The sequence below is a fragment of the Chitinimonas sp. BJYL2 genome (assembly GCF_027257935.1).
Taxonomy (GTDB): domain Bacteria; phylum Pseudomonadota; class Gammaproteobacteria; order Burkholderiales; family Chitinimonadaceae; genus Chitinimonas.
Genome location: NZ_JANZKW010000004.1, coordinates 241,844 through 257,505, shown reverse-complemented (window position 1 = coordinate 257,505; position 15,662 = coordinate 241,844). Strand labels below are relative to the sequence as shown.

Sequence of the window (15,662 nt, the reverse complement as noted above, 5' to 3'; positions counted from 1 at the left end):
GCATGACGCCACTCGCTTGGTCCAACCTCGCCGCCTATGCTTGGCTACCTGCGCCGACATGGGTGTATCAACCGGACCGGCACTGCATTCGCTGGGCCAATGAGGCAGCGCTGGCGCTATGGCTGGCGGACGATCTGGAAGAGCTGTGCAGCCGTGATCTTTCCGCACTCTCTCCTGCAGTTGCAATGCGTCTGGATGATCTGGTGCGGCGCATTGAGCGCGACGGCGTAACCCGAGCCGACTGGACTCTCTACCCACGCGGGCAGCCGGTGCAGGTGGGCCTGACGGCCGTGGCCATCACCTTGCCCGAAGGCGGCTTAGGCCTGTGTTTCCAGGCAGTGCCGCATGCCCAGCAAACCATTGATGCGGCAACCTTGCGTGGCGTGGAAGCGGTACTGCATTTTTCCCTCGCGGTCGTGATGTTCGATCTGGAGGGGCGCGTCCTGATGCGCAACCCTGCTGCAGCCCGCGTGTTCCCCCAGCTCGCCCGCGAGGAGATTGCCGACTTCGCCAGTCTCTTTGATAGCCCCGAGGTAGCCGCCCAGGTTTGGCAACGCGCCCGGGATCAAGGGCTGGATCAGGCTGAGCGCCAGTTTTCCGGCGCTCAGGGCCGGCGCTGGCATGCCTATACCCTGCACCGTGTGATTGATCCTGTGAGCGGCGAGATGGCGATGCTGTTCGCGGCACAGGATGTCACCGAGCGTGTTCTCTCCGAGCAGAAATTCCGTGTCCTGTTCGAGCAGTCGGCCACGGCCATGCTGTTGTTCGATCCAGCCACCATGCGCGTGGTCGATTGCAACCGTGCATCCGCCCAGGCGTTAAGGCTGGCGAGCCGGCGTCAGTTGATCGAGTCACCGCCCGAGCGCTTCTACCCCCGCTTGCAGCCGGATGGTCGGGAATCGCTTCCGCAAGCGGACGAGGCGGTGGCACGCGCGCTGAAGACGGGCTGGCATCGCTTTGAATGGTTACTGATACGGGCCGACCAAAGCGAGCTGCTGGTTGAGGTCACCCTGTCGCCGGTGCAGCTGGATGACCGTCAGCTGCTGCTTGCAATGTGGTACGACCTCTCCCTGCGTCGCCTGATTGAGCGTCAGTTGCTTGAGGCCAAGCAGGTTGCCGAAATGGCAAGTCGCACCAAGAGTCAGTTTCTGGCCAATATGAGCCACGAGATCCGTACGCCGCTCAATGCCATTATTGGCGCTACCGGGCTGCTGCTGGATAGCGAGCGGGACGAGGCGCGCTTGCGCTGGCTCAATATGATCAAGTTCTCCTCGCAGGGCTTGATCGAACTCGTTGGTGACATCCTGGATTTTTCTCGCGTCGAGGCCGGCAAACTGTCGGTGGAGTCGCGGCCGTTCGATCTGCGTGCGCTGGTCGCGAGAACCAGTGAACTGTTGCGCTTTAGCGCAGAGCAAAAGCAGCTGACCTTGCAGTTGGGGATGGATGCCAGTTTGCCCCGTTGGGTGTATGGGGATGAAAGCCGTTTGCGTCAGGTGCTGATCAACCTGCTTGGTAATGCGATCAAATTTACCGAGCAGGGCAGGGTGAGCCTGCATCTCGGTGTGCTGTCCTCCCTGCCGGATCGGGTGGAGGTTGAAGTAGTGGTCAGCGATACGGGTATCGGTATCGAGGCCGAGCAGATCCAGCATATCTTCGAACCATTTGCACAGGCCGATGACAGTGTGAGTCGTCGCTATGGCGGCAGTGGTCTGGGCTTGACCATTTCGCAGCGGCTGATTGAGGCCATGGGCGGACAGCTTGGCGTGCAAAGTACCCCCGGAGTTGGTAGCGAGTTCCGCTTTTCACTGCCCCTGCTGCTGGCCGAGTCGCAGGACGAGGTGGCCGATGCGCAGGCTACGCCGGATCGGGCCTTGCGCATCCTTCTGGCGGAAGACAATGCGCTGAATCAGGAGCTGGCCTGCGCCCTGCTCACCCGGGATGGCCATGAGGTGGTAGTGGCAAACCATGGTGGCGAGGCGGTGGATCTCTACAGCCTTGGCGAGTTTGACTTGATCCTCATGGATATCCAGATGCCGGGCATGGACGGCCTGACCGCTACCCGGATCATCCGCGCGCTGGAGGGTGAGCGCAGGGTACCCATCGTGGCCATGACGGCGAATGCCCAGCCCGAGGATCGTGAGGCCAGCTTGGGGGCCGGGATGGATGATTTCCTGACCAAGCCGATATCCGATGCCAAATTGCGGGATTTGCTGACCCGGCTGGCCGCCAGCCCGGTCCAGACTTCACAGTCGGTTGACGAGGCGACGGCATCGTCGCCGCTATTTGATGTGGATGGCGCGCTGGACGTCTGCGGTGGCAATGCGCGTTTGCTGGACCAGTTGCTCGGTTTGTTCTGCGAAGAATGGCCAGCCAGACAAGCCGCGCTGCGGCGAGCACTGCAGGCGGGCGATGCTGCGCAGCTACAGGAGCTGGCACATACCCTCAAAGGCAGCTTTGGCGCTTTGGCGGGCAGTCCCGGCCAACAGGCGGCCTGGCGGCTGGAACAGGCCGCACGTGCCGGCCAGGTGGATGCGGCAGCCTGTGAGGCGCTGTGTGCATTGGGCGAGCAGTTTGTCGCGCTGGTTCGTCAGCGCCTTGATCGTTCAGCCCACGCCGCGTAGCAGGCCGTCGAGCTTGTTCCGGTACTCGTTGCTGATCTCGGTGAGCTTGAGACCGGTGCGGAATTCACCCATGGAGCCGACCAGCGAGGAATAGATCGGTTTGCCCTCGACTTCCACGTACGACACGCTGATATGCATCGCATCCGGAATCTGCAGGATGACCCGGTAGGTAATGTGCGGGAACAACTGTTCCTTGCAGAACAGGGATATCCCTTTCTGGGCGACTTCGGTGGCGGCGCTCTGGATGATCTTGTCGGGCTGATTGAGCGGAATGACGGCAGCTTTCCAGCGAACGAGGCGTCGGCCCGAGGTGCGTTGGTCAAACATGCGCTGCCCTTGTCGTTGTGATGAATGCTTGCCTTGATTCTATGCGATGCCCACCGGGCTTCATAGCGCCCGCTGGGGCCATGCTATCCTGACCCTGCTTAAATCAGGAGAGTCTCATGTATTTCGTCGATCGTTCCATTGCGGTGATCAAGCCCAAGCAACCTTTTCTGGACTGGCTCAATAAACTGCCCGAAAACGAGGTCACCCTGACACTCAACGATATACGCAGCGACTGCACGGTCCTGATGATCCCCGAAGTCAACGAGCAGGAAGACGGGATTGCCTATATCGACGAGATGGCGGATCGCGTATTCGAAATGGAGTTGTCCTCGTGGACGCAGGACACCAAGCTGTGGCCCAAAAGCCGCAATCTCAAGGCATTCTGGGAGTGGTTCGATGTCGAGATTCACACGGTGCTGATGGACAGTGTGGATCAGGATATCCATAACAGCCCGACCGCGGATCACGGCCTGCACTGAAGCGGGTTCATTCGGGATTCAGCCAGGCGGGCCCAGACTGGGCCCGTTTTCACGACAAGGATGATGTTCATGCGAGTTGCCCTTCCTTACGCGGCCCTGCTCATGCTGGCAGGCCTTGGCCAAGCGGCCGAGCAGCCCCATTACAACGTGGTCAACCTGCAGGCTGAAGTGCGTCGTGCCGTGCCCAATGATCTGGCCCAGGCATCCCTGTATGTGGAGTTCAGTGACCCCAGTGCCGCGGTACTGGCGGACAAGCTCAACCGGGCGGCAGCCGATGCCCTGCGCATTGCCAAGGCCTATGGGGCCGTCAAGGTGAGTATGGGCGGGAATCACGTGTACCCGCTCTATAACAGCAAGAACAAGGCCGAAGGCTGGCGAGGCAGGGCGGAGGTCCGAGTCGAGTCCAAAGATTTCAAGGTCCTTGCCGAGTTGATCGGCAAACTGCAGACCCAGATGCAACTGGGCGGCATGAGTTTCTCGGTCGCGGCTGACACCCGGGAGAAAATGGAAACGGCGCTGATGGGCGAGGCCATCAATGCCTTCCGAGCCAGAGCCGATGCGGCGCAACGCAGTCTCGGCGGCAAGGGTTACAAACTCGTCAATATCAGCATCAATACCAGCGGTAGCTACCCACAGCCAGTACAACGTGCACCGATGCTGATGGCAAAGAGCATGGTCGCGGAGATGGCGCCGCCACCGATGGAAGGTGGTGAAAGCGAGGTTGTCGTGGGTGTGGCCGGGAGCGTGCAGATTGACTGAGCGGGGCGCAAGCTGAGGCGTGTCCGATGCCGAGACTCAGGCAAGTCCCCGCATTGCACCTTGCGTTTAGTCCGTCCCGGATCGAACGCAGGTTGATGATCGCACTGCATGGTGTAGTGGCGCTGGTATTGCTTGCCATGCCCATGGCGTTGCCAGCCCGGCTTGCCGGGCTGGCTTTGCTGTTGATCAGTGCCGGTTTGCAGCTTAGGCGTGCGCCAACGCAAGGGGCGCTGGTATTGCAGCCAGATGGTAGCTGGCACCTCACCTTGCCGACCGGGAGCAGTGAGGTCGTGCTGACCGGCCGGCGCCTGGTTACCCCTTGGCTTGTCGTGATGAGGCTTGCGCGGGGGGCCCAGGCCCCCGTGACACTGGTGCTTTGGCCAGACAGTGCGCCAGCCGATGTCCTTCGACACCTGCGTGCGTGGCTGCGTTGGGGCCGTACGGCCGATCAGCGATCCTGACGGCCGGCCAGGATGGTGTCCTGCGTGCTGGCGTGTTGCGTAGGGTAGTCACGGCTGAAATGCAGCCCCCGGCTCTCCTTGCGACCCTGGGCCGAGCGTACGATCAGATCGGCAGTATCAACCAGATTCCGCAGTTCGATCAGATCGTTACTGACGCGGAAGTTGGCGTAGAACTCATCGATTTCGCTACGCAGCAGGTTGATGCGATGCGCGGCGCGTTCGAGGCGCTTGTCGGTGCGCACGATGCCCACGTAGTCCCACATGAAGCGCCGCAACTCATCCCAGTTATGGGAAATCACCACTTCTTCATCGGCGTCCGTCACCCGGCTTTCATCCCAAGCGGGTGGTTGGGGCTGGACGGGTACGGCGGACGCCTTGATGGCCAGTGCGGCTTCGCGGCCGAGCACCATGGCTTCGAGCAGGGAATTGCTGGCCAGCCGGTTGGCACCATGCAGGCCGGTACAGGCCGTTTCGCCAATCGCATAAAGTCCGGGAATGTCGGTACGCCCGTTCAGATCCGTGATCAGGCCGCCGCAGGTATAGTGCGCCGCCGGCACCACCGGAATCGGTTGCCGCGTGATGTCGATGCCCAGCTCAAGGCAGCGCTGATGCACGGTGGGAAAGTGCTCGCGGATGAACTCGGCGGGCTGGTGGCTGATGTCGAGATACACGCAATCCACGCCGTGACGCTTCATTTCAAAGTCGATGGCGCGTGCCACGATATCGCGCGGGGCCAGTTCGCCGCGCTCGTCGTGCTGGGGCATGAAGCGTGTGCCGTCGGGCAGCTTGAGCAGACCGCCCTCGCCACGCACGGCTTCGGTAATCAGAAAGCTCTTGGCGTGAGGGTGGTAGAGACTGGTCGGGTGAAATTGCACGAATTCCATGTTGGCCACCCGGCACCCGGCACGCCAGCCCATGGCGATACCATCGCCCGTCGCGGTATCCGGGTTGGTGGTGTAGAGGTAGACCTTGCCTGCTCCCCCGGTGGCGAGCACCGTGTGGCTGGCGGTAAAGGTTTCGACACGATCACGATGCTTGTCGAGCACGTAGGCGCCCAGGCAGCCGGTATCACCAAGCCCCAGTTTGTGTCCCACAATCAGGTCGACCGCAATATGCTCTTCGAAGATGGCGATATTGGGATGCGCCCGTACTCTGGCCGCAAGTGTGTCAATGACGGCTGCGCCTGTGGCATCTGCCGCGTGAATGATGCGCCGATGCGAATGACCGCCTTCGCGAGTCAGGTGAAATCCTGTCTCGTGCTCGGCATCGGGCGTGAAGGGGACGCCGAGTTCAATGAGCCAATCGATGGCGCTTCGCGCACGCTCAAGGATGAAACGGGTCGCCGCTTCGTCACACAGGCCGGCGCCGGCAACCAGCGTATCGCTGACGTGATCGGCCACGCTGTCGGTCTGGTCGAGCACGGCGGCAATGCCACCTTGAGCCCATTGGCTGGCGCCGTCGGTCAGGCTGCGCTTGGTGATTATGGCCACACGGTGGGTGTCGGCCAGTTGCAGGGCCAGCGTCATGCCGGCGAGGCCGCTGCCGAGGATCAGGACATCATGTCGGTGCATCGGGGTCATCATGCAGGGGAGAGTGCCGCCACTATACCAAAGCAGGGCAGGGGGCCTGTCTCCGGTAAAAACTCGTGGAACTTATCGGCGCAAAGGCGGGTCAGTGTCGTGTACCCCACAGGGAGGGGCAAGGGAAAGGCGCCGTATCAATGGAAACCATTACGCTACACCCCAACAGCCTGCTGGATGCCTGGCAGCGCGACGACAAGCAGGATAACCGCAAGCAGCCGCTTGAAAAGCCGGCCGCCAGCACGCATGTTCCCAAGATTGACGCAGCGCCTGCCAAGGCCATGACTGCCGATCAGGGAAAAACAGCGAGCATGCCGACTGAGCGGGACATTGATCACGAATTGGTTCTCCGCGTTCAGCGCGGCGACAAGAAGGCGTTCGAGCTGCTGGTGGTGAAATACCACCGCAAGATCGGCCGGCTGCTCAGCCGCATGATCCGCGATCAGGCCGAGATAGAAGATGTAACTCAAGAGGCCTTCATCAAGGCCTATCGCGCACTGCCGGCCTTCCGGGGCGAGAGCGCTTTCTACACCTGGCTTTACCGGATCGCCATCAATACGGCCAAGAACTATCTGGCCACACTGGGTCGCCGCCCTGTGCTCTCTACCGAGTACGAGGATGAAGATGGTGAAACGCTGGATACGGCAGCCCAGTTGCCCGACATGAACACCCCAGAGACCGAGTTGATGAACCGCCAGATCGTGACCACGGTCAACAAGGCGGTGGAGGCATTGCCCGAAGAATTGCGCACCGCGATTACCTTGCGCGAGATGGAAGGCTTGTCGTACGAGGACATCGCCGAGGTCATGAATTGCCCCATCGGCACAGTGCGTTCGCGTATATTCCGAGCACGGGAAGCCATCGCTGCGCAGCTGCGGCCGATGATCGAATCTGCCGGCAAGGATCGTCGCTGGTGAGCCGAGTGGAACCGAACAGAGTGAAGATCATGCAGGATAAAGTCTCGGCCATGATGGACGGCGAGTGGGATGACCACGAGCTGGATGCGGTGCTGCAGTCCATGAAGCAGGATCCGGATTGTGCGGACAGCTGGCAGACCTACCACCTGATTGGTGATGCCATGAACGCGTGCCCGGGTTTGCCCGACGATTTCATGGACCGTTTCTCTGCGCGTCTTGCCGATGAGCCTGCCATTCTTGCCCCCAATGCGATGCGTCGACCACATCGCGCCATGCCCGGCAAACGCTGGGTGGCCGTGTCCATGGCAGCCTCGGTGGCGCTGGTCAGTGCCACTGCCTGGTATGTGGGTGGCGCCCGGGGTGTGGCTGTTTCGCCCACCCAGATGGTGGCTGCTCCCATGAAAGCGCCACGCGTGCAGGGCGAGGCGGTCAATCCTTATCTGGTTGCGCATCAGGCCATGCTTGGCAACCCCGGCTATGTGCATCGCCCCGTTATCCTCAGTGGTGCTGAGGCCGAACGTGTGAACGGTCAGCGCTGATTGCCCCTTTCTCACTCTCCTGATTTGCGACGTTTCATGCCTGCCGCCCTCCTGCGTTCTGCGCTGTTGTTCCTGATGCTTGGCCTGCCTGCGCAGGCGTCGGAACAGATGACCACGGCAGAATCTGCCGCGCTGCTCAGAAAGATGGGCGCGGCTGCTCGGGTACTCAATTACAGCGGGGTTTACCTGTTCCAGCGGCAGGACAGCATGGAAACCTTCAGACTCGCCCATGTCTTCGATGCAGCCGGCGAGCAGGAGCGGCGTGAGTCGCTCGATGGTCTACCCCGTGAGTTCGTCCGCAATAACGACCAGATAACGTGCTACATGCCCAATATGAAGCCGTTCCAGCTGGATCGGCGGGCTGCCAACAAGTTTTTCCCCGGCATCATTCCTGATCAGATCGTGGACGTGCTCAGCAACTACACATTCCGCAAGCTCAATGTCGAGCGGGTGGCGGGATACGAATGTCAGGTCGTTGCGCTCGATCCCCGTGACAAGCTGCGCAATCCGCATCGGTTATGCGTCGAACCCAACTCCGGCCTGATGCTCAAAAGTGCGATGTATAACCCTGATCGCACTGTGCAGCTTGAGCAGTTCACCTTTACCCAGCTGCAGATTGGCGGGCATATCGACAAGCAGGCACTCAAGCCGGTATTGGCGAACAAGGCTCTGCCAGTGACGCCGGTGCCACGCCAGGTTGCGCCATCGCCGCCGCAACTTGGTGGTGACTATGTCGAGTTCAATTCGACCAATGTGCCCCCAGGCTTCCGTCTGGTCAAAGAAACTCACACCCAGCTCCAGGGACGCGCGGCACCAGTGCTCCACTATCTCTACAGCGACGGTATGGCCACGGTTTCGGTTTTCATTGAACCCGCATCCAATGCCCAGGTCGATGTGCCTTTGGCACAGGGCAATGTCAGCTTCTATACGCGTCAGGTTGCTGGCTGGCGGATTACCGCCGTGGGTGAAGTGCCGCTACGCACCGTGCAGCTGTTCGCTCAGTCGTACGTACCACGCTGAACGGGTACCTGTTTCCGGTTGACGCTCCGCGCTTGAAATCAGCCTGGCCGATACCTATTTACGTTGCGCAGCCTGACGTGCTGCGTTGATTTCCGTTCCTGCAACAATAGAAGGATTGCTCGCATGAAAATCAGCCTACTGGCCGCTTTGATGTTCGCCTGCGGTCTGACAGCCTGTACCGAGGCCGCCAATGCAGAGGTGGCAGCCGGCCCTGCCACCAAGCCCGCAGCGCCTGCCACGCCCTCTGTGGAACGTGCTCCGCTGGTAACGGGTCTGCCGGACTTCAGTGCCTTGGTCGATCAGGAGGGTAAGGCGGTTGTCAATATCAGTACCAGCCAGATCATCCGCAGTGCCCGCAATCAGTTCGGTAATGGCGAGGAAGATCCGTTCGAGTTCTTCCGCCGTTTTGGATTCCCGGTCCCGCGCGGGGTGGTGCCCAACCAGCCGCGCGAGGAGCGTGCGCAATCGCTGGGCTCGGGGTTCATCATTGCCCGCGATGGCTATCTGTTGACCAACGCCCATGTTGTTGCCGAGGCGGATGAAATTACGGTGCGGCTGAATGACAAGCGGGAGTTCAAGGCCAAGGTGATTGGCTCGGATGCTCGCACTGATGTTGCACTGCTCAAGATTGAGGCCAAGGATCTGCCTGTCGTCCGGGTGGGCTCCAGCGAAAAGTTGCGTGTGGGTGAGTGGGTAGTGGCTATCGGCTCCCCGTTCGGCCTCGACAGCACAGTGACGGCGGGTATCGTCAGTGCCAAGGGCCGCAATTTGCCCGCTGAGAACTATGTGCCTTTCATTCAGACCGATGCCGCAGTGAACCCAGGTAACTCGGGTGGTCCGCTGTTCAATGTGCGCGGTGAGGTGGTGGGCATCAACTCGCAGATTTTCAGCCGCTCTGGTGGCTATATGGGCTTGTCGTTTGCCATTCCGATTGATGCTGCCATGCAGATTGCCGACCAGCTCAAGCAGAACGGCAAGGTAACCCGTGGCCGGATTGGTGTCGGCATCCAGCCTCTCAGCGATGATCTGGCTCGTGACTTCGGCCTCAAGGACAACAAGGGCGCGCTGATTAGCAATGTGGACCCAGAGGGCCCGGCGGCCAAGGCTGGCTTCAAGGCTGGCGATGTAATCCTGAAGTTCAACGGCACAACCATTGAGGAGTCGACCGACCTGCCGCGCGTGGTGGGCGACACCGCCCCTGGCAAAACGGTGCCGGTGGATATCTGGCGAGATAAGTCGTCGAAGCGCCTCAATGTGACGGTTGCCGAGATGGATCAGCCTGCCGATGGCCGTGCCCAGCAACGCGAACGCAAGCGTGAGAGCAAGGACAATGAGGCCATGAACAAGTCCGGCCTCACCGTGCGCGAAGCGCCACCTGCCATGTTGCGGCAGTTCGGCATCAAGTTCGGTCTGCAGGTCATGGCTGCGCAGGGGCCTGCGGCGACAGCCGGCATACAGCAGGGTGATGTGATTGTTGGCGTAGGTGGTGAAGATCTCAAATCGTTTGCCCAGCTGGATGAAACCTTTGCCAAGGCCAAACCGGGCAGCTCGGTCCCTCTGCGTATCCGCCGTGGTGAGGCTTCCTTGTTTGTGAGTCTGAAGCTGCCGGAGAAGGGTGACAAATCCAATGACTGAACCAGTCTTGCTGACGCTTTATGGTCGCGAGTACTGCAGTCTGTGCCAGCAGATGCGTGAAGAACTGCGTCTGCTGGCACCGGATCTGGGGCTGGATGTCGTCTGGTTCGATATTGATGACGATGATGCCGCCGAGGCCAAATACAACGAAATGGTCCCGGTGTTGGCCGGTTTGCATGATGAGGTGATCTGCTTCTATCACCTTGATCGGCGCAAGCTGGATGCCTATCTGGCCCGAATCCGGTAAAATCGCTGCAAATTCAAGGTGGGCACGCAATAACGTGCCCACTTTTCTGCTTATCACCGGATGCTAGGCGCAAAGCCGCAGAGAGTTTGCAGTGCTCCTTTGCGGTCTTTGCGCCTTTGCGTTGAAAGTTCTGGCTGTTCCTTATGAATCACATCCGCAATTTCTCCATCATCGCCCACATCGACCACGGCAAATCGACGCTGGCCGACCGCTTCATCCAGTTTTGCGGCGGGCTGGAGCTGCGCGAAATGAGCGAACAGGTGCTCGACTCGATGGATATCGAGAAAGAGCGCGGCATCACCATCAAGGCGCAGACGGCCGCTTTGCAGTACAAAGCTCGTGACGGCCAGATCTACAACCTGAACCTCATCGACACCCCCGGCCACGTCGATTTCAGCTACGAAGTCAGCCGCTCCCTGGCCGCGTGCGAAGGTGCACTGCTGGTGGTGGATGCCTCGCAAGGGGTAGAGGCGCAGACCGTGGCCAACTGCTACACCGCCATCGAGCAGGGCGTGGAAGTCGTTGCCGTGCTCAACAAGATCGACCTGCCCGCTGCCGAACCCGAGCGCGTCATCGACGAAATTCATGACATCGTCGGTATCGACGCCGTGGATGCCGTGCGTGCTTCGGCCAAGAACGGTATCGGCATCGAGGATATCCTCGAAACCGTGGTCAGCAAGATTCCGGCCCCGCAGGGCAATCCTGACGGCCCCCTCAAGGCGCTGATCATCGACTCGTGGTTCGACAACTACGTGGGCGTGGTCATGCTGGTGCGTGTGGTGGATGGCCAGATTTCGCCCAAGGACAAACTGCTGTTCATGTCGACGAAGGCACAGCATCTGTGCGAACAGGTCGGCGTGTTCACCCCCAAGTCTATACAGCGCGACACGCTCAAGGCCGGCGAAGTCGGTTTCGTGATTGCCGGTATCAAGGATATTGCCTCGGCCAAGGTAGGCGATACGATTACCCATGTGAAGCCTGCGGCCGAGCAACCACTGCCCGGTTTCAAGGAAGTGAAGTCGCAGGTGTTTGCCGGCCTGTACCCGGTCGAGTCGCATGACTATGACTCGTTGCGCGACAGCCTGGAAAAGCTCAAGCTCAACGATGCCTCGCTGCACTTCGAGCCCGAAGTCTCGCAGGCCCTGGGCTTTGGCTTCCGCTGCGGTTTCCTGGGGCTCCTGCACCTGGAAATCGTTCAGGAACGCCTGGAGCGCGAATTCGATATGGACCTTATCACCACGGCGCCCACCGTGGTGTACCAGGTGCTGCTCAAGGACGGTGAGCTGATCGAAATCGAAAACCCCTCGCGCTTGCCGGAACTCTCCAAGATTGAAGAAATTCGCGAGCCCATCATCACGGCCACCATCCTGATGCCACAAGACTATGTGGGCCCGGTGATGACACTGTGCAATGTGAAGCGCGGTGTGCAGAAGAACATGCAGTACATGGGCCGCCAGGTCATGCTGACCTATGAGCTGCCCATGGCCGAAGTGGTGATGGACTTCTTCGACAAGCTCAAGTCGGTGAGCCGTGGCTATGCCTCGCTCGATTACGATTTCAAGGAATTCCGCGCCGATGATCTGGTCAAGCTCGATGTGCTCGTCAATGGCGAGCGTGTTGATGCGCTGAGCCTGATGGTGCACCGTGGCAACAGCGTGTATCGCGGCCGTGAACTGGTCAGCAAGATGCGTGAACTGATTCCGCGGCAGATGTTCGACATTGCCATCCAGGCGGCCATCGGCGCACACATCATTGCGCGCGAAACCGTCAAGGCCATGCGCAAGGACGTGCTCGCCAAGTGTTATGGCGGCGACATTACCCGCAAGAAGAAGCTGCTCGAAAAGCAGAAGGCGGGCAAGAAGCGCATGAAGCAGGTCGGTAATGTCGAGATCCCGCAGGAGGCTTTCCTCGCCATCTTGCAGGTCAGCGACAAGTAGGTCGTGCCACAAAACCGGGTATTCGTGCCTGCCACGGCTTACCCGGTCGCCTCTCGCCAGTCTGGCTCGCGAGAGACTGATACAGTGAAATTCCTGGTCAACGCTTCCCCTATCTAAAGGCCCTCATGAACTGGACCCTGCTCGCTTTTGTCGCGCTGTTTGCCGGCCCTGTGCTGATCTGGCGTTCCCGGCGCCGCAACGAACCCGTGTATGACGCTGAACGCATGAGCGAGACCGCGCTTTGGGGTTACTTCCTGATCCTGGTGGGTGCCTGGGGTGTGTTGTCGATGTTTGCCAACCCCAGCGATCTCTTCTTCGTGATCATGATGGTGGCTGCCGTGCTGGCATTGTTTGCCAAGCTGCGGGGCTACAAGGCCAAAGGCAACGACAAGCCGATGCCCGATTGGGCGGCGTTCGGTTACTCCAACGCGCTGATTCTGGCGTTGATCGGTGTGGGCAAAACCTTCGTGGTGGAACCGATGCAGATTCCGTCTAGCTCCATGCGGCCGGGCCTGATCGTGGGTGACTTCATCCTGATCAACAAGTCCGCTTACGGCGTGCGCATCCCGTTCCTGAACATACCGGTCATTCCCGTGGGCAAGCCTGAGCGCGGTGATGTGGTGGTATTCCGTTTCCCTGAAAACACCAAGATCAACTACATCAAGCGTGTGGTGGGCATACCCGGTGACAAAGTCGAGTATCGCAACAAGGTATTGACCATCAACGGCGAGCGTATCGACAGCGTGCCGCTGGGCGAATATCGCTATGCCGATCAGCCCGATCAGCCTTTGCAGACAGTTCGCATGCAGGAACGGATGGGTACACGCAGCTACGAAACCCTGAACCTGCCTGGCGCGCCGACACTGTTGCCGCTTGGTGTGCATGATTTCCCGCAGCGCGCCAACAATTGCCAGCATGATGAAACCGGCTTCAGTTGCACAGTGCCGCAAGGCCAGTACATGATGTTGGGAGATAATCGCGACAACAGCAACGATGGCCGATACTGGGGTTTTGTACCCGATGACCACCTTGCCGGCAGGGCTTTCCTGATCTGGATGAACCTGGGTGATCTGAGCCGTATCGGCACCCGCATCCGCTGACGGTTGCAAAGCCCGCCAGCCTGCCTAGAATGGCGCGAGATGATGTTTACCGCCATTCGGCACTGACAAAGAACAAAGGAGCAGCAATGCGTAAGCAACGTGGTGTAAGCATGATCAACATGCTGACCTGGGCCATCATTCTGGGCGGTGCGCTGGTATTGGGTTTGAAGATGGTGCCTGCGTACACCGAGTACTTTGGCGTGAAGAAGGCCATTGCCGATATCGCCAAACAAATGGCGGGTGCGCCACCTGCCGAGATCCGTGCCGCATTCGACAAGCGTGCGACGATTGACTACATCACGACCGTTCAGGGTACGGATCTCGACATCATTCAGGATCAAAGCGGTACTACCATCTCGACCAGCTACGAGAAAATCATTCCGCTTGTCGCCAATGTCAGCCTCAAGTTCGACTTCACAACCGAAGCCAAGCACGGCGGCGAGGGCCAGTGAGCGGCGACACTGCCAGGCTGGAAGCCGCGCTGGGTCATCGTTTCCGTGATCCCCAGCTGCTGCGTCAAGCACTCACCCATCGCAGTTTTGGTTTGCCGCACAACGAACGTTTGGAATTTCTGGGCGACAGCATCCTCAACGCTGCGGTTGCCCGCCTTCTGTTCGATACCTTCCCGGCCCTCAGCGAAGGCGAGCTTTCCCGCTTGCGCGCCAGCCTTGTCAAAAAGGAAACCCTTGCCGAGCTGGCGCAGGATCTGAACCTGAGTGTTCATCTGCGTCTGGGCGAGGGAGAGGTGCGCAGTGGCGGACACCAGCGCCCGTCCATTCTGGCCGACACGCTGGAAGCGTTATTTGCCGCGATCTGCCTCGATTCGGACTACGCTGAAGCCAGCAGGGCCGTGGCCAGACTGGTCGGGCCGCGCATCGCCGCGATCAACCCGCTCACCCACGGCAAGGACAGCAAGACACGCCTGCAGGAGTGGCTGCAAGCACGCCGGCATGGTTTGCCCCAATATTCGATCGTGAACCAGCAGGGTGAGGCCCACGATCAGCATTTTGTTGTTGAATGCCGCATCAGCGAGCTCAATCTCACGACGCGTGGAGATGGAGCCAGTCGCCGTGCGGCCGAACAGGCTGCCGCCACCTTGGCGCTGGACAGTTTGCCCGAGGGCAGGAGTAGCAAATAGCCATGACCGATACCACTTCCCGCGCCGGCTTCATCGCCATTGTCGGCCGCCCCAATGTGGGCAAATCCACGCTGCTCAACCGGCTGATCGGTCAGAAAATCAGCATTGTCTCGCGCAAGGCCCAGACAACGCGTCACCGTATCACCGGCATCCGCACCGACCCGGATGCCCAGTATGTGTTTGTCGATACGCCGGGTTTCCAGACCAAGCACCGCAACGCCCTGAACGACGCAATGAACCGTGGTGTCACCACCACGTTATCTGATGTGGACGTGGTGCTGTTCGTGATCGAGGCCAGCAAGTTCGATGCGCGGGATGTCGAGGTCATGAAGCTGCTGCCCAAGACCCGGCCGGTGGTGCTGGTGCTCAACAAGGCGGATCTGCTCACCGACAAGAATCAGCTGCTGCCCTTTATCCAGCGTATGGCAGAGCAGTTCCCGTTTCATGCCATTGTCCCGATCTCTGCCAAGAAGATCATGAAGATCGAGGTCTTGCTTGACGCGATACGGCCGCTGTTGCCCGAAGGCGATCGCATGTACGACGAAGATCAGGTCACAGATCGTAGCGAGCGCTTCCTGGCCGCGGAGCTGGTGCGTGAAAAGATCTTTCGTCTGGTGGGCGACGAGTTGCCGTACTCCACCACGGTCGAGATCGAGAAGTTCGAGCAGGAAGGCAATTTGCGCCGGATTTTCGCTTCGATTCTGGTGGACCGGGATGCGCACAAGGCCATCGTGATCGGTGACAAGGGTGCCAAGCTCAAGGAAATCTCCACGCAGGCACGCACCGATATGGAAAAGATGTTCGACTGCCGCGTGTACCTCGAAGTCTTCGTCAAGGTCAAAAGCGGTTGGGCCGACGATAGCCGTCTGGTGCGTCAGTACGGCTACGAATAAGGCAGCGGG

General features: G+C 59.9%; 16 protein-coding genes. 14 read left to right on the top strand and 2 right to left on the bottom strand.

Features of this window, described 5'->3' with window-relative positions:
• The first annotated feature begins 2 nt into the window (after window positions 1-2).
• The gene (locus O9X62_RS13225) at window positions 3-2,621 is read left to right on the top strand and encodes a PAS domain-containing hybrid sensor histidine kinase/response regulator (protein WP_269533376.1); all 2,619 of its coding nucleotides are present in this window, start codon (window positions 3-5) and stop codon (window positions 2,619-2,621) included.
• On the opposite strand, the gene O9X62_RS13220 is transcribed toward O9X62_RS13225, so the two are convergent.
• The gene (locus tag O9X62_RS13220; RefSeq protein ID WP_269533375.1) at window positions 2,604-2,948 is read right to left on the bottom strand and encodes a hypothetical protein; all 345 of its coding nucleotides are present in this window, start codon (window positions 2,946-2,948) and stop codon (window positions 2,604-2,606) included. The two genes, O9X62_RS13225 and O9X62_RS13220, sit on opposite strands and share 18 nt — an antisense overlap.
• Window positions 2,949-3,064: 116 nt before the next feature.
• On the opposite strand from O9X62_RS13220, the gene O9X62_RS13215 reads away from it, so the two are divergent.
• The 3 genes from O9X62_RS13215 (at window position 3,065) to O9X62_RS13205 (ending at window position 4,647) form a co-directional block, all read left to right on the top strand.
• Window positions 3,065-3,427, top strand: a complete 363-nt coding sequence (locus tag O9X62_RS13215) for a hypothetical protein (protein WP_269533374.1) — start codon at window positions 3,065-3,067, stop codon at window positions 3,425-3,427.
• Window positions 3,428-3,496: 69 nt separating this feature from the next.
• Entirely contained in the window at window positions 3,497-4,186 is a 690-nt protein-coding gene (locus tag O9X62_RS13210; RefSeq protein WP_269533373.1) for an SIMPL domain-containing protein, read from the top strand.
• 26 nt (window positions 4,187-4,212) lie between these two features.
• Window positions 4,213-4,647: a protein YgfX gene (locus O9X62_RS13205; RefSeq protein ID WP_308446473.1), complete on the top strand. Its 435-nt coding sequence runs from the start codon at window positions 4,213-4,215 to the stop codon at window positions 4,645-4,647.
• On the opposite strand, the gene nadB is transcribed toward O9X62_RS13205, so the two are convergent.
• A complete protein-coding gene (nadB, locus tag O9X62_RS13200; protein WP_269533371.1) occupies window positions 4,635-6,218 on the bottom strand; it encodes an L-aspartate oxidase in 1,584 nt (527 codons plus the stop codon). The two genes, O9X62_RS13205 and nadB, sit on opposite strands and share 13 nt — an antisense overlap.
• 320 nt (window positions 6,219-6,538) lie before the next feature.
• On the opposite strand from nadB, the gene rpoE reads away from it, so the two are divergent.
• The 10 genes from rpoE (at window position 6,539) to era (ending at window position 15,653) form a co-directional block, all read left to right on the top strand.
• Window positions 6,539-7,144 (top strand): RNA polymerase sigma factor RpoE, encoded by a 606-nt coding sequence (gene rpoE / locus O9X62_RS13195; RefSeq protein ID WP_269533518.1) that lies wholly within the window; start codon window positions 6,539-6,541, stop codon window positions 7,142-7,144.
• Between the two features lie 29 nt (window positions 7,145-7,173).
• A complete protein-coding gene (locus O9X62_RS13190; protein WP_269533370.1) occupies window positions 7,174-7,683 on the top strand; it encodes a sigma-E factor negative regulatory protein in 510 nt (169 codons plus the stop codon).
• 36 nt (window positions 7,684-7,719) lie between these two features.
• Window positions 7,720-8,703 carry a MucB/RseB C-terminal domain-containing protein gene (locus tag O9X62_RS13185; protein ID WP_269533369.1) on the top strand — a complete coding sequence of 328 codons (984 nt, stop codon included), beginning with the start codon at window positions 7,720-7,722 and terminating at the stop codon, window positions 8,701-8,703.
• Between the two features lie 123 nt (window positions 8,704-8,826).
• Window positions 8,827-10,338 (top strand): DegQ family serine endoprotease, encoded by a 1,512-nt coding sequence (locus O9X62_RS13180; protein WP_269533368.1) that lies wholly within the window; start codon window positions 8,827-8,829, stop codon window positions 10,336-10,338.
• Entirely contained in the window at window positions 10,331-10,585 is a 255-nt protein-coding gene (locus O9X62_RS13175; protein WP_269533367.1) for a glutaredoxin family protein, read from the top strand. Before O9X62_RS13180 ends, O9X62_RS13175 begins: the two co-directional genes overlap by 8 nt.
• Before the next feature lie 143 nt (window positions 10,586-10,728).
• The gene (gene lepA, locus O9X62_RS13170) at window positions 10,729-12,522 is read left to right on the top strand and encodes a translation elongation factor 4 (RefSeq protein ID WP_269533366.1); all 1,794 of its coding nucleotides are present in this window, start codon (window positions 10,729-10,731) and stop codon (window positions 12,520-12,522) included.
• Between the two features lie 125 nt (window positions 12,523-12,647).
• Window positions 12,648-13,622 (top strand): signal peptidase I, encoded by a 975-nt coding sequence (lepB, locus tag O9X62_RS13165; RefSeq protein WP_269533365.1) that lies wholly within the window; start codon window positions 12,648-12,650, stop codon window positions 13,620-13,622.
• Between the two features lie 86 nt (window positions 13,623-13,708).
• Entirely contained in the window at window positions 13,709-14,074 is a 366-nt protein-coding gene (locus O9X62_RS13160; RefSeq protein ID WP_269533364.1) for a DUF4845 domain-containing protein, read from the top strand.
• Window positions 14,071-14,760 carry a ribonuclease III gene (gene rnc, locus O9X62_RS13155; protein ID WP_269533363.1) on the top strand — a complete coding sequence of 230 codons (690 nt, stop codon included), beginning with the start codon at window positions 14,071-14,073 and terminating at the stop codon, window positions 14,758-14,760. The genes O9X62_RS13160 and rnc overlap by 4 nt, the downstream gene beginning before the upstream one ends.
• A 2-nt stretch (window positions 14,761-14,762) precedes the next feature.
• On the top strand, window positions 14,763-15,653 hold the full coding sequence (era, locus tag O9X62_RS13150) for a GTPase Era (RefSeq protein ID WP_269533361.1): 891 nt from the start codon (window positions 14,763-14,765) through the stop codon (window positions 15,651-15,653).
• Window positions 15,654-15,662 lie beyond the last annotated feature (9 nt).